Here is a 14,038-nt window from a genome sequence, read left to right on the forward strand (position 1 = left end):
TGAGAATGGCGGGACGCGGAAAGGAGGCGGGGATGGCGAGGAAGCAGCACAAGCCGGAAGAGATCGTGGCCAAACTGCGCCAGGTCGAGGTTCTGGTGGCGCAGGGCAAGACGGTGGCCGAAGGTGCCCGGGTGATCGGGGTGACGGAGGCGACCTACTATCGCTGGCGGTCGGAGTATGGCGGCCTGAAGCTGGACCAGGTGAAGCGCCTGAAGCAGCTGGAGCAGGAAAATGGCCGCCTCCGCAAGGCCGTGGCGGATCTGACGCTGGAGAAGCTGGTGCTGAAGGAAGCCGCGTCGGGAAACTTCTGAGCGCCGCGCGTCGTCGGGCGGCGGTGGGGCATGTCAGGGCGGCGTTGGGCGTCTCGGAACGCTTCGCCTGCCGCGTGCTGGGCCAGCATCGCTCGACGCAGCGGCAGGCGCCGGTTTCCCCGGACGACGAAGCGGCGCTGACGGCGGCGATCCTTGGCTTGGCCCGGCAGTATGGGCGGTACGGCTATCGCCGGATCACGGCCCTGCTGCGGGCGGAGGGCTGGCGCTGCAATCACAAGCGGGTGGGGCGCATCTGGCGCCGTGAGGGACTGAAGGTGCCTGCCCGACAGTCCAAACGCGGACGGCTCTGGCTGAACGACGGTTCCTGCGTGCGGCTGCGCCCTGAACGGCCGAACCATGTCTGGGCCTACGACTTCGTGGAGGACCGGACGCGCGACGGGCGCAAGCTCCGCATGCTGAACGTGGTGGACGAGTTCACCCGCGAATGCCTGGCGATCCGGGTGGCGCGCAAGCTGAACTCCCTCGACGTCATCGACGTGCTGACAGACCTGTTCATCGCCCGCGGCACGCCCGCGCATGTTCGGTCGGACAACGGTCCTGAGCTCGTGGCCAGAGCGGTGAGGGGCTGGATCCACGGCGTGGGCGCGAAGACCGCCTTCATCGAGCCCGGCAGCCCCTGGGAGAACGGCTACGTGGAGAGCTTCAACGGCAAGCTGCGCGATGAGCTGCTGAATGGCGAGGTGTTCAACTCGCTGGCCGAAGCCAAGGTGCTGATTGAGCAGTGGCGGGTGCACTACAACACCGCCCGTCCCCATTCCGCGCTCGGCTACAGACCACCAGCCCCGGAGGTGATCATGCCAGGAAGCGCCAGATCAGCGTCCTATCCCAGTTCCAATGGATCATCGGCACCGCCCCTGCCCATGATCCACTAAAATCTTGCTCGGACCAGTCGATGGGGGCTGGTCAGCATCTGCGGTCGGCTTCTCGATCTACCAGGCGACGTTTGCTTTGAACGGGAACCGCCGTTCAAGTTTTTTGCCCAGACTGGCGGGAACCTCCCAGACCCAGCCCATTGAGCCTATCGGCACCTATTGATCCGTGAGCGGTAGCTTCCGGGCATAACCCGCAGCCCGCTGTCGGACGGAAATAGGAGCAAAGCAGCAGACCTTGTGGGGCCGACGGTGGGGTAGCCTTTTATTTAGCGCCGCCTCCGCTGCGGACCGCGTGAGCGAGGTATCTCAGTTGCAAGGGCGGCCGTGCTTTCCTTGGTCCGCTTGCCTGCACGCGCCGAGGGGGACGGAGCCTTGGATCCTTGCGGCTGACCTCGATCTTGCCGGACTTGATGCGTTGGAGCGAGATAGCCAGGGGTACTCTGCTCTGCCCTCCGCGCCCACAACGCTGCTGGACCGCCCGCATCGTATCGGGCGATGGCCCGATCCAGCTTCTGCATGACGCTGTCCGGGCTGGGTTCGGCATGCACCGGCCCGCCGGGTTTCGGCAGGTGCATCTGGTGCACCGGGTTCCAGGCATAGTCGCGCAGCACCCGGACCCGACGGTCATCCACCGCGCTGAGCATCACTTCGTCCAGCGCCGCGCTGTAGGACATGCGGCCTTCCGCCACCTGCGGCGCCACCAGGCGCAGGGTCAGGGCTTCCAGGCTGATCCTGGGCTGCGATCGCGGCGCAGCCCCGAGACGCTCCGCCGCCCGGCCCTGCACCTCCAGGTTCAGGCTCATCTGCCGCAACGCCGGCGCCAGGGTTTTGGCCTGCCGGTTCTCCCGTGCCCGCTGCACAAGCCGCGTTTCCGGCAGATCCGCCTTCTGCCGCGTCTGCCGCCGCCGCATGCCCTCCTGAAAGGTGTGGCGCGCCTTCTGCGAGAGGTCCTGGAACCGGCGCAGCAGGGCCAGCGCGCTGTCCTTTACCGGCGCACGCCCGAAGTTCCGCTCCACATTGGCCCAGGCCGCATCGAGCGCCGCCTGGCCCGCGAGCTTCGGCGCGTTCACCGGCCGGCGGTCCTCGACCTCCCGCGCCTCGGCGCCCAGGCTGCCGACGATGTGGCTGGCGACGCGGTGCCGGCTGGCGCCGACATGCGCGGCGTAGAGGGTGACGCCGCGGCTGCCCGCCGGCATGGCCAGGATGTGCTCGTCGCTGGTGATCCCCTGGGCGGTGTTGATGGTCAGCACATCGCCATAGGCCAGCCGGATCTGCCCGCTGCGGCGGTCGCGAAAGCCCTTCCAGGGCACAAAGCCCTCCTTGCCCTCGCCTGTGGCCAGAATGAGCCCGTCCTGCCGCACCTCCCGCACGGTGAGGACGGAGCCGTTCTCGCCCATCATGGTGTCGCGCCCGGCGCCGGCGCGGCTGGTACGCTGGAACAGCCGCACCCGGTCGCCCTCGGCCAGCGGCAGAGGGTAGCTGGCGCCGGTGGCATCGCTGGCCTCGATCGTCACCCGGTCCGGGCCGAGCTGGCCTGAGACCCGGCGCACCTCGCGGATGGCGCGGCTGACCGCCAGCGCGTCCTGGTTGGTCGGCGCCGACACGGTGACGCTGTAGCGCGGATCCCCGGCATGGGCCGCCACGCGCTCGCCCCAGAGCGCCGCGGCACGCTGCACCGCGGCCTCGTAGCCACCCTGGACCAGCTCCGCCTGGCCCTCGGCCCGCTTGGCGGCCAGCGCCTCGCCGATCCGACCAGCGCGGAACAGGCCGACGATCGCGCGCTCGCGCTCGGTCGCCTGCCGCACGGTGGACAGCACCTCCGGAATGGCTTCGGGGCCGAGGGCTTGGCGCAGCAGCGCGATGGTGGGTCCGGCCTCGATCGCCTGGCATTGCCGGTCATCGCCCACCGCCACCAGCTTGAAGCCGAGCTGGGCCTGCTGCCGCAGCAGCTGCAGCATCTGCCGGGTGCCGATCTGGCCCAGCTCGTCGAGCGCCACCACCGAGCGCGGGCCGAAATCCTGCGGGCGCCGCCCCATGCGGTCCAGCAGCGGCTCCAGCGCCAGGGTGCGCGCGCCGCTGATCCCGGCCTCCTGCAGCGCATTGGCCTGCCGCCAGGCCAGCGCGGTGCCCCAGACCTCGCGCCGCTGGCCGTTCCAGCCCTCGACCAGCGGCGCCAGGATGGTGGTCTTGCCGACCCCGGCGCCGCCGATCACCACACCGAACTTGTTTCCGGCTCCCAGCGCCTCGGCGGCGCGTTGCTGCTCCTCGGTCAGGGGCGTGCCGCGCGCGGCGGCGGAGCACGCCAGCCGGGCAGGGGACAAGGCCTTGTCTGGCTGCGCCCGCGCGGTGCGGGCCAGGGCGATCAGCTCCGCCTCCTGGTCGCGGTGCAGCGCCGTGGTGACGCGGACCCGCTCCGGCCGGCTGGAGGCGCCGGGGCGGAACAGCAGCGACGTCTGCTGGCCATCCTGCCGCACGCCACCCTCGGCCATGGCGCGCGTCACCCGCGACAGATCCTCCAGCGTCTCCATGCCACCGGCGATCAGCCCGCGTGCCGCTGCCAGCCTTAGGTCGCTGCCGGTGACCACCGCGCGCTGCGCCAGCATCCCCTCCAGCACCGGCGCCGCCCCGCCGAGGGCATCGTCGACCCGCTGCTGTGGACTCCGCTCCGGCGCCGGCGGCCCCATCCGCACGGCGCTGCCGGAATACTGCCAGCCGAGCTCGGCGATCTGCGCCCGCCAGGCGGCGCGGTCGGCCAGGTCGTCGCCCTTGCCAAAGCGGCCTTCCTTGATCGCGGCCTTGAGCATGGCGATCCGCTGCTCCGGGCGCATCCCGGCCCAGGCCTCGGCGCTGTAGCCGTGCCGCCGCGCCCATTCCTCGGCCGAGCGCTCGCCATTGACCGTGCGCTTGCTGAACGCCCGGCAGATCTCCTCCGGGATGGCGGCGAGCCGCAGCGCCTGGGTGCGCTCCTCCAGCTCCACCGCCATGCCGAGGCGGCGCAAATTGCGCCCCAGCAGGGCCTGGTAGACCGCGCCGAACTCATGCACCCGCCCGGCGATGCGCGTGGTGTCGATGCTCATCGCCCGTCCGCTGCGGGTCAGCACCAGGTTCGGCACAATGGTGTGGCTGTGCAGCTGCGGATCACCGGCCACTGGCACGCTGTAGATCTCGGTGGCCTGCACCCCCGTGGTCGGATCGGCGCGGCTGATCTCGATGGTGGGCCGGCTGGTGAAGTGATCGACCGAGACGAAGCCCAACTGCCCGGCCTCCTCGGCCTGGCCGCGGCGGCCATGCCCGAAGGTGGCGCGGGCGACCTCCTGCTCGACATAGCCGAGCGCCTCGCGCACCGCATCCTTGTGCGCCTGGTAGATCGATTGGCGCTCCGCCTCGGTCGCCGCCGCCATCCAGGCCACGGAGACGCTCTTGGGCGCCGAGAAGGTCAGGTCGATCCAGGCGATGCGGCTGCGCTCGCCCCCACCCTCCGCCTGACCCGTCCGGTTCCGGTAAGTCCGCAGATCCCGCTGGTGACCCGGCATGGCCTGGCCGTCGGCGCGCAGCCCACCCAGGATGTTGCCCAGCTCCGCGGCGGTCAGCGGCCGGCTGGCATCGATGCCGAGCGCCCTGGCCACCTCCGGCGCCATCACCGGCGAGGGGCGGGGGGTGCTGCCCAGCCCCTCGGCCCGCGCCGGATCCAGCGGGCTCTCCCGCCCGTAGTAATCCGCCAGCGCCTGCTGCGCCGGCTCGATGGTCCGCTCCAGCAGATGCGCGGTGTAGGCCGCCGCCTGGGCCACACCGCCGGGCGCGCCGGCCCGGAAGGTCATCATGCCGGCGGATCCGAGCCCTCCTCAGCCGGAGGTACCGGCAGCTGCCGCAGCAGCGCGGTGACCGCCACGGTGTTGCCATCCACCGCCTCCGCCAGACGCCGCAGCTCGGGTCCGAGATCGCTGGCCGGGCCCTCGGCCGAGGCCGCCTGGGACAGCAGGCGCAGCTCCTCGATGACCGTGCCGAGCAGCGGGGCCAGCTCGCCGATGGCCCGCACCAAGTTGTCCTGGCCGGCCGCCATTGACCGCACGCTGTCCCGCAGCGCTTCCAGCTCAAGGGCCAGTTTCGTCGCGTCCATCTCCGCTCGTGTCCCGCTTCTGTCCAGCACCGCCAGCGGCGGTGCAATGGTCTGTAGAAATTCTGCCGCTCTGGCTGCCTCCCGCTTGGGTAGCGGGACTGTCTCGAAGAAACAACCTCAGTGCTGCCGCCATGCCGCTTACCCCAACGTGGCGACTGTCCCGATTGTGCTCTTGGCAGACTGAGCAACTGCCGGTAGGAGTGCGGGCATGTCGCAGGGCCCGGGAAGCGTGACCGATCCGATCCTGGCGCGGCTCCAGGCCCTGCGGGCCAAGGGTCCTCGCCGCTCGCCGCTGGCGAACTGGATGCACCGCCATCGCCAGGCCTTCGCCCGCCTTCTGCGCGAGGGCGGCGCCGATTGGGAAAGCTTCGGCGTGGTGTTCGTCGAGGAAGGCTTGTTGCCGCGGCCCGAGCATTTCGACGCGCCGGGACCAGAGGGGCGCAAGGCCCGCCGCCGGGTGGCGGAAACCGCCCGCAAGGCCTGGGCGCGGACCGAGCGCGAGCAGCCCGCCCCGGAGGCGCTGCCAGCCCCGGAGCGCAGGGCCAGCCGGCCGGCGCCACTGGCTGAGCCGCCGGTGTCCCTGACAGTGGACCCCGGGGGCCCGGCGCAGGATCGTTTGGCCCGGCTCAAGCGGCAGACCCTGGATCGCAGTGGAAGGAAAGCTTGAGATGGTGACGCGCAAAACCGCCGCGGCGATGGCGATCCCGGCCCCCGACAGCGTGGCCGAGGCGCAGCCCCGCCTCATCGTGCGTCTGGGCCGCGGCCGCACCGGTGGCACCACCGGGCTCGACTGGATGGTGCAGCGGGCGCGTCGGGAGGGGCGCGATCCCATCATCGCCGATGCCGCGCGCAATCCGACCTTGTCGCGGCTCTACCCGGGCGAGGCCTTGGTGCCGTCCTCCACCGATGTGGTGGAGGTCAAGGACTGGCTGACCTCGGTGCTGGACCGCATGCTGACCGAGCGCCGCTCGGCGGTGCTCGATCTGGGCGGCGGGCAGGACAGCACCTTGGCCGAGTATGTGCGCGACCTCGACCTGCTGGCCTTCTGCCAGGATGTCGGCGTGCTGCCGGTCGCGGTGTACTTCCTGGGGCCGGAGGCGGACGACTTCGCCCATGCGCGGGCGATCTGGCGCGAAGGCTATTTCAACACGCCGCAGACCCTGCTGGTGCTGAATGAGGGCGTGCTGAAGCGCGGCCAGAACCCGGCCGGCGCCTTTCAGGGCATTCAGGCCAATCCGGACTTCGTCGCCTGGGTCGAGGCCGGGGCGATCCCGGTCTATATGCGCTCACTGGGACCGCTGGACGCCATGCGGGAGCTGGGACTGAGTTTCGGCGCGGCCATGGCCGACCGGCCGGGCCAGGCAGATCAGAAGCTCGGTCCCACCCGCGCCTGGCAGGTGAAGAGCTGGAACGCGGCGCTGGAGAGCGAGGTGAAGGAGGTTGGCGGCTGGTTGCCGTAATGCCGGACGGGACGGGCCGAGGATCACCGGTCGTGGAGCCGCAGCCGAACCGCAGCAGCCTGGCGGCCGAGGTCGAGCAGGCCTGCGCGCGGATGGGCATGGAGCCGGAGGAGCCGCTGCGGCTGCTGCTGACCAGCTCGGCGCGGGCCCAGGACCGGCTGCGGGAGGAGATGGACCGCATCGGCCAGGAGGCCGCCCGGCAGGCAGCCAACGCGGCGGTGCGCGAAGTGCGCGACGGCCTGCGTCGGGCGGCGCTCGAGCTTAGCCTGACCCGCAAGGTGTTGTACGGCGCCGTGCCGCTGCTGGCGCTGCTGGTGGGTTTTGCTGCCGGATGGAACATGCCAGTGGAGACCGATCTGGGGCCGATGTCGCGCAGCACGGTCGCGGTGCTCAGGGCCAATGATCTCGAGGCGGCGTACCAGGCCTGCATCGACCAGCCGCCGCAGCAGGGGCGGGCCTGGTGCCAGATGCCGCTGTGGCAGCCCGGCCAGGAACCACCGGCGCGTTAGCCGCTCCGGACGTCGGGACACAGTCCGGGTCTGGCGCAACCAACAAGAAGGACTTGTCCCGCGCGGCGGGCTGGTAGCAAGCTGCGGCCATGTTCCTGGTCACCGAGAGCGACGCTGCTGCTATCCGTTTGGCCCTCGAGACAGGCGGTGAATGGCTAGCAGCGGTTGAGCTGCGGCGCCGCTTTCCGGGCCTCGGCAGCAACGCGCAGGCGCGACGCTTTGCCCGGACCATCGCAGGTTGGACGCAGCCCTGTGAGCAACCCACGGCCGCGAGACCGGCCACCGAGCAGGCTCATCAGTCGGGCCCTACAAGCGTGACGTAAGCGCACTGAATCTGCCGGGGCGCCGAGCGCCAAGCTCCCCAAAGCAGCACGGGTCGCCGATTTGGCGTGGGTTCACGATGCTGATCCGCGCCTGCGGTTTCGATAGTGAGTGGCCTGCGAATGCTGCCGGCAAATTCGACAGATGGCTCCTGGAGACCTTCGCGGCCGACTTGACGCATGCGGGCAGGGCAGTGGCTCGGGCGGCGCCGACGCCCTCCTGGAGCAACACGCAAGCAGAAGGGCAGATCAGTCGACCGAAAAGGCAACATGTATGGCCGCGTCAGCTTCGCGCTGCTCCGTCGCCGCGTCCTCATCGCTGCCTGATCCACGCAAAGTGCGGGAGAACCACCAACACGGGGGAGGGCCATCTCGGATCGATGCTATGTCAGATCACCGCTACCCTGCAGATCAACGATCCTGAGGCAGTCTGCAGCCTACAAGGCGTGTATCAGCCAGCCGGGGAGGCATCACAAGACCTGACTGGAAGTCACCGGCCATTGCTGACATGTGCCCATTGAGGGAGGACGAGATCGAGTTGAGGCTAGAGCGGTTGATTGATGGGCAGCCTCGGCGTCACTTGCGCCACCAACACAGTGGAGTGGGAGGGTCAGCCGAGATCACTCAGCCTCTCTGCTGGATACCTTGGCTGACCCTTCATCCTTTATCTGGCCGTGTTCATTTCGGTTAAGATGAGTTCGTAAAGCTGCCGCGGTCCAAAGGAGAGCAGCGGGCGCGTGTTCACAAAGAACGTTGGCGTCTGGCGAACCTGCAAGGTCTGGAGGTCGGCCGTATCGGCCTGGAGCACGCGGTCGATCTGCGGCCGCTGCGCATCCTGTTGGGCACGGTTGAGATCCAGGCCTGCGATGCCCGCGATCCTCCAGGCGTTCTTCAGATTGGGTGCGCCATGAATGGCCCACTCGGGCTGCCTCTCGAACAAGGCATGGAGTACGGCCTCGAAGCGTCCCTGGAGCCGGGCCGCCTCTAGGATCCGGGCTGCCTCATCCGAACCTTCGTGGAAAAGTGCGTAACGCAGCACCAACCGAACGTCCTCCGGGTGGCGAGCCAGGATTTGCCCGAGGATCGGGTGGAAGGCGCGGCACGCCTCGCAGGATGGATCGAAGAACTCGACGATGGTGACGCGCGCATCGGCCTTACCGATCACTGGCGAGTGCGGCCGGACGTAGATGTCGTCCTGCCCTCGGGCCGCCGGACCGGCCAGTTTGCCCTGCGGATAGAGCCAAGCACCGGCACCGAAGAGGGCAGCCGCCAGGGCGCCGGTACCAATGGTCAAAGCGCGCCGATTCATACCTTGTGCCTTCCTTGGGCCACGCTGAACAACAATCCGAGGATGACGGTGAAGGCCACCAGAGAAAGCAATGGCAAGGGTGCGAACCCCAGCATCATGCCCTCACCGGAGCAGGACGGCCCGGAAGCGCTGCAAGGTTGGATAGCCTCTGACACGACGCCATAGAAGAGCAGTGTGTGCCATCCCGAGATTAGCCAGCCGATGGCGGCCAGCGGCGCGGCGTATCGCCAGACGGACGCGTCGGAGCGGTAGCATGCCACGGCCAATAAGACGGCGAGGGGGAACATGAAGGCGCGTTGATGCCAGCATAGCGAACAGGGAACTTGGCCCATGACTTCACCGATGAACAGCGCACCTAGGCTGGCGACAAGCGCCACCACCCAAGCGACGAAGAGCGCGGACCAAGGTGCCGTGCCCGACTCGCTGGCACGTTGCGGGGTGATACCATCGGTCGTCATGTCTTTGCCTCCATGTAAAAGCCGTCAAAGCATGGGCTGAGAAACTGACGGCCAGACAAGACGGCATGTTCCGTGTCCCTTTGCCTAGTGGTGCATGCCGCCATGTTCAGCCTTAGGCTCTCGTACGCCGACAGTGACTGGCACTGTGAGGGCCTCGCCGTTGTCGAATCGCAGCGTCAGGCTGAAACTCTCTCCAGCCTTGAGATCGGCATAGGGCTTCATCAGCATCAGATGCAGGCCGTTTGGCTCGAAGCGGACGGTGCCGTCAGGTGGGACGACAATGCCCTCCGCCCGCGGGTGCATTCGCGCCACGTTGTTCTCGACTAGGCTCTCATGGATCTCGACACTTTCGGCGACGGGGGTGCTGCCACCCACGACACGCAATGGTGCGGCCCCCTCATTGCGCAAGGTCAGGTAAACGACAGCGGTGCCAATCCGTGCCAGTGCGGGCCGGGACCATGCCCGCTCCGCAGCCAAGCTAGGCCGGCCTTGCGCCTTGCTGCGGCGTGCCAGGATCAAGGACATGGCGCCCAGAAAAAAGTGACGCCTCATGACGAGGATTTTTCCAACTGACTGACCTTTCCGCCCGTGTCCTTCAATGCCAGCCGGACCTTGGAAATCGCTGTGGCGACGGGCTCGTGGGTATCCAGGAATCCATGCAGCGTTCCCTCGGGTCCGAGCAAGTAGATGGAGGCCGAGTGCTCCATCACGTAGGCGTCGCCCCCAGTTGGAACCTTGCTGTAATGGGTACGGAATGCCTTAGCGACCTGCGCGACCTCCGCTTCCGTACCGGTCAGGCCAATCAGCGCCGGGTGGAAGTTCGTCACGTAACTCGCCAAGAGCTCCGGCGTGTCGCGACCTGAGTCGACGCTGATGAACAGGGGGCGCACCTTCACTGCCTCGTCGCCCAGCCCGTCCATCACCTCTGCCATGTAGCCGAGACCGGTCGGGCAGATGTCCGGGCAGTGCGTGAAACCGAAGAACACCAAGCGCACGGTGCCCGCGAACGAAGCGTCCGTGACGCGGCGGCCGGTATGATCGGTCAAGGCGAAAGGTGAGCCGATTGGCTGTTGCATCGTGCTGGTGCGCTCTGGTGCAGAGCCTTGCATCGTCCGCAGCATCAACTCTGAAACTCCCCAACCGAGAACGGCACTGGCCGGGATACCGATGCCAAGGGTTAGCAGCAGAGTTCGTCGATCCATAGCGGTGTCCTTTTGCCTGTGATTTCGGAGTGCAACAGCGAGCCGACAGTTAAACGGCCACTGCTCGGGTTGCTTGCGCGCTCATAGGCCTTCCGAGCCGCAGCCAGGTTGAGCACAGCCCATAGCAACCCGTAAGGGGCGGAGGTGAAAGGGACCGGGTCAGAGGGTGGAGCGTCATTCTTATTCCTCATCCGATGCTTCCGAATCGCGGCAGCACGCAGGGCAAAAGGAAGAAGACCCTCCCCACCAGGAAGGCGGTCAGGAGGCCCGACATCTGGAGGAGCGGGTCCATGGTGGCCAAGCCTCAAGAGTGAGTCGCTGAGGCGGGCGCGGGCGCCCGTGCGCCCCTCCTGCCAACCAGGAGTACCAACGCGACGCCAACGAAGATGGCGGTATCGGCGATGTTGAAGGTGGGCCAGTGGTAGCCCGCCACGTGGAAGTCCAGGAAGTCCGTCACAGCGCCCTGCCGGATCCGGTCCACGATGTTGCCGAGGGCGCCGCCGGTCACTAGCCCGAGCCCGGCTGCCTCTCGTCGCGAGCGGCTGCGCCACATCCAGACGAGCAGCCCTGCTGCGACGGCTGTGCACACCGCGCTCAGCACCCAGGCCGATGCCGCGGAACCGCCCGCGAACATCCCGAAGCTGACCCCAGTGTTGAACCCAAGCCGCAGGTTGAAAAATGGCGTGACCGGATACGGCAGGTGAGGCGGCCAGAGGGCAGCAAGCGCCCAGGCTTTGGACACTTGGTCCAGAAGCAGGGCCACCCCCGCGACGGGCAATCCGAAAATCAGGGCGGGGCGGCAGGCACCGGGGAGCCCACTCATTCTGCAGGCTTCCACGCCAGGAGCCGCAGCGCGTTCAGCGTCACCAGCACTGTGGCTCCCGTGTCGGCCATGATGGCCGGCCAGAGACCGGTGACGCCGAGCAGGGTGGTCACAAGAAACACGCCTTTGAGGCCGACCGCGATCGCGACGTTGGTCTTCACGTTCGTCATGGTGGAGCGCGACAGGCTGACGAGCTCGGCGACTCCCGTCGTCCGATCCTTGAGGACGGCGGCATCGGCCGCCTCCAGGGCCACATCCGTCCCGCCGCCCATGGCTACACCGACCGAGGCGGCCGCCAGTGCCGGGGCGTCGTTGATGCCGTCGCCCACCATGACTACCGGGCCGGAGGCGCGGAGGGCCGCGATCTCACGTAGCTTGTCGTCCGGCAAGAGTTCTGCCTTCACGTCGAGCCCAAGGTGCCGTGCGATCGCCGCGCCAGTGCGGGCATTGTCGCCGGTGAGCATCACCGAACGGATACCCAGTCTCGACAGGGCGGACACTCCGGAGGCGGCATCCGCGCGCGGCTCGTCCCGGAGCGCCAAAACGCCTGCGAGCGCGCCATCGGCGAGGACCACCACAGCCGTCTTGCCCTCTTCCTCAAGTCGGGTGATGGCCTCGGACAGTGCGCCGAGCGTCGCCCCAGCCTCCGCCGCGTACCGCGGGCTGCCGACGCTGATTTTGCGACCACCGACCATCGCGGTGACCGCGCGCCCCGGAACGGCGCTCTGGCCGAAGGCTTCGGGCGTCGCGATGCTGCGCGCCGCAGCCCCGGCCATCACGGCCTTGGCCAGTGGGTGGGAAGAGCCTTGCTCAGCGCCCGCAGCGAGGGCCAGGACTTGGTCCTCGGAAATGCCTGGCGCGGGCAGAACGTCGGTGACCTTGGGCTGGCCCTCGGTGAGCGTTCCGGTCTTGTCGAAGGCGACCGTCCTGGCGGCGCCGATCGTCTCGAGCGCCGCGCCACCCTTGATGAGCAGCCCGCGGCGGGCGCCCGCTGAAAGCCCCGAAGCCATGGCGGCGGGAACCGAGATCACCAGTGCACAGGGGCAGGCGATCAGCAACACCGCCAGGCCGCGATAGATGCTCGTCCACCAGTCCCAACCCAGTAGGAAGGGCGGCACGAGGATGACCAGAAGGGAGACGACCATCGCGCCCGGTGTCCACCAGGTCGAGAAGCGCTCGATGAAGCGCTGGGTCGGCGCACGCGAGGCGGTCGCCTCCTCCACCATGCGGATAATGCGGGCGATGGTGTTGTCGGAGGCGGCGCGGGAGACCCGCACCCGCAGCACCCCGTCAGCGTTGATGGAGCCCGCGACGACGGCCTCGCCGGGGCCGCGGGAGACCGGTACGCTCTCGCCGGTGACGGGGCTCTCGTCCAGGGCAGACTGGCCCTCCTCGATGGTGCCGTCGCAGGGCACCCGGTCGCCGGGGCGGACAAGGACAAGGTCGCCGACCGTCAGCGAGGCAGACGGCACCGACTCAGTCGAGCCGTCGGCTCGCAGGCGGAGCGCCGCACGCGGCATCAGATTGGCCAGGGCCTTGATACCTGCCCGGGCACGCCCGGCCGCCACGTTCTCCAGCAACTCCCCGACAGCGAAAAGAAGCACGACCACCGCCGCCTCCTCAGCCGCACCGATGACGGCGGCGCCGAGAGCGGCGGTGACCATCAGGGTCTCGATGGAGAAAGGGGAGCCCGCACGCGCTAGGGCAAAGGCTCGGCGTCCGAAAGGAATGATTGCAACGGCCGTGGCGGCAAGGAAAAGCGGGTAGGCCCACCGATCCGCTACGACGAGGGAGAGGGCGTAGGCGCCGAGGACTAGCGCTCCGAGCAGCCAAACGAGACGCGCTTTGCCAGTCGCGTACCACGGCTTTGCGGCGTCGGCCGGATCCTCATGGTCGGCGTGGGAATGTCCGAAGGCGCCGCCGTGACTATGCCCCTCATGGGAGGTGGCCGCAGGATGCTGGTCATGGCCATGGTCAGCAGGGTTATGTCCGCTGCAGGCACCGTGGTCATGATGGTGCGACGGCGGGGACGAGGCGGCACCGGCCTGCCGCTCATTCACTGGCAAGGGTCGGGCCATGTAACCCAAGGCGGAGAGCGACCGTTGGATGGCGGCCGCGTCCGTCTGGCCGGGCTCCAGGCGAAGAGTCAGCCGCTCGGCCATCAGGTTCACCGCGACGTCGGAGACACCGGGCAGGCGCTTCATCGCGGTCTCCACCTTCGCGACGCAGGAGGCGCAGTCCATGCCCTCCACATGCCACGCGGCGGGTGTGGCCTCCTCTATGACGTCCAGCCGGGTGACCTTGAAGCCCAGCGCCGCGACCTGCTTTTCGACCGCCTCGGGAGCGGTGCCGCCGGGCGCCAGGGTTGCTCCGAGCCGCTCGGCCATCAGGTTCACGTTGACCTCGCTGACGCCTGGCAGGCAGGAGACCGCCTTCTCGACCTTGGCGACACAGGAGGCGCAGTCCATGCCATTCACGCGCCAGGTCACCTGCCTCTTTCCGCGTTCGCTCCCGCTGCCGTCCATCGCTCCGACTCCTGCTGACGGCCCTCTAGATACGACTTCCAGCCACTGGAGGTTCAAGGGGCAATTGTCTGGAGGCTGGGTTTTCCAGAGATCAACTGTGGGCCAGCGGAG

The 14,038-nt window shown here is 68.4% G+C and carries 12 protein-coding genes and 1 pseudogene; 5 read left to right on the forward strand and 8 right to left on the reverse strand.

Annotation, left to right across the window (positions count from 1 at the left end; translation table 11 throughout):
- The first annotated feature begins 32 nt into the window (after nucleotides 1-32).
- Nucleotides 33-1,204 (forward strand): IS3 family transposase gene (locus ACF3NH_RS21455; protein WP_422925434.1). Its coding sequence is split into 2 segments (ribosomal slippage): nucleotides 33-297 and nucleotides 297-1,204, totalling 1,173 coding nucleotides; the frame shifts between segments, so codons are not numbered across the junction.
- Between the two features lie 266 nt (nucleotides 1,205-1,470).
- On the opposite strand, the gene mobF is transcribed toward ACF3NH_RS21455, so the two are convergent.
- Both mobF and ACF3NH_RS21465 read right to left on the reverse strand, forming a co-directional pair.
- Complete coding sequence (gene mobF / locus ACF3NH_RS21460; protein ID WP_422925841.1) at nucleotides 1,471-5,025, reverse strand: MobF family relaxase; 3,555 nt, start codon at nucleotides 5,023-5,025, stop codon at nucleotides 1,471-1,473.
- Complete coding sequence (locus ACF3NH_RS21465) at nucleotides 5,022-5,321, reverse strand: hypothetical protein (protein ID WP_422925843.1); 300 nt, start codon at nucleotides 5,319-5,321, stop codon at nucleotides 5,022-5,024. The genes mobF and ACF3NH_RS21465 overlap by 4 nt, the downstream gene beginning before the upstream one ends.
- A gap of 208 nt (nucleotides 5,322-5,529) precedes the next feature.
- Here ACF3NH_RS21465 and ACF3NH_RS21470 point away from each other — a divergent pair, with 208 nt between their 5' ends.
- The 4 genes and pseudogenes from ACF3NH_RS21470 to ACF3NH_RS21485 form a co-directional block, all read left to right on the forward strand.
- Nucleotides 5,530-5,988, forward strand: a complete 459-nt coding sequence (locus tag ACF3NH_RS21470) for a hypothetical protein (protein ID WP_422925845.1) — start codon at nucleotides 5,530-5,532, stop codon at nucleotides 5,986-5,988.
- A 1-nt stretch (nucleotide 5,989) separates the two neighbouring features.
- Entirely contained in the window at nucleotides 5,990-6,781 is a 792-nt protein-coding gene (locus ACF3NH_RS21475; RefSeq protein WP_422925847.1) for a hypothetical protein, read from the forward strand.
- A gap of 32 nt (nucleotides 6,782-6,813) precedes the next feature.
- Nucleotides 6,814-7,290 (forward strand): hypothetical protein, encoded by a 477-nt coding sequence (locus ACF3NH_RS21480; protein WP_422925849.1) that lies wholly within the window; start codon nucleotides 6,814-6,816, stop codon nucleotides 7,288-7,290.
- A 360-nt stretch (nucleotides 7,291-7,650) separates the two neighbouring features.
- Nucleotides 7,651-7,937, forward strand: a pseudogene (locus ACF3NH_RS21485) (ISL3 family transposase); the annotation flags it as partial.
- 337 nt (nucleotides 7,938-8,274) lie between these two features.
- Here the strand turns inward: ACF3NH_RS21485 and ACF3NH_RS21490 are convergent.
- The 6 genes from ACF3NH_RS21490 to ACF3NH_RS21515 form a co-directional block, all read right to left on the reverse strand.
- Nucleotides 8,275-8,919 (reverse strand): DsbA family protein, encoded by a 645-nt coding sequence (locus tag ACF3NH_RS21490; protein ID WP_422925851.1) that lies wholly within the window; start codon nucleotides 8,917-8,919, stop codon nucleotides 8,275-8,277.
- Nucleotides 8,916-9,377 carry a disulfide bond formation protein B gene (locus tag ACF3NH_RS21495; RefSeq protein ID WP_422925853.1) on the reverse strand — a complete coding sequence of 154 codons (462 nt, stop codon included), beginning with the start codon at nucleotides 9,375-9,377 and terminating at the stop codon, nucleotides 8,916-8,918. The genes ACF3NH_RS21490 and ACF3NH_RS21495 overlap by 4 nt, the downstream gene beginning before the upstream one ends.
- Before the next feature lie 84 nt (nucleotides 9,378-9,461).
- Nucleotides 9,462-9,929, reverse strand: coding sequence for a copper chaperone PCu(A)C (locus tag ACF3NH_RS21500; protein WP_422925855.1), 468 nt, complete (start codon nucleotides 9,927-9,929; stop codon nucleotides 9,462-9,464).
- Entirely contained in the window at nucleotides 9,926-10,579 is a 654-nt protein-coding gene (locus tag ACF3NH_RS21505; protein WP_422925857.1) for an SCO family protein, read from the reverse strand. Before ACF3NH_RS21505 ends, ACF3NH_RS21500 begins: the two co-directional genes overlap by 4 nt.
- A 304-nt stretch (nucleotides 10,580-10,883) precedes the next feature.
- Nucleotides 10,884-11,402, reverse strand: coding sequence for a signal peptidase II (gene lspA, locus ACF3NH_RS21510; protein WP_422925859.1), 519 nt, complete (start codon nucleotides 11,400-11,402; stop codon nucleotides 10,884-10,886).
- Nucleotides 11,399-13,927, reverse strand: a complete 2,529-nt coding sequence (locus ACF3NH_RS21515; RefSeq protein ID WP_422925861.1) for a heavy metal translocating P-type ATPase — start codon at nucleotides 13,925-13,927, stop codon at nucleotides 11,399-11,401. The genes lspA and ACF3NH_RS21515 overlap by 4 nt, the downstream gene beginning before the upstream one ends.
- Between the last annotated feature and the right edge of the window lie 111 nt (nucleotides 13,928-14,038).

The organism is Pseudoroseomonas sp. WGS1072 (assembly GCF_049340465.1).
In the GTDB taxonomy this organism is placed as follows: Bacteria; Pseudomonadota; Alphaproteobacteria; order Acetobacterales; family Acetobacteraceae; genus Pseudoroseomonas.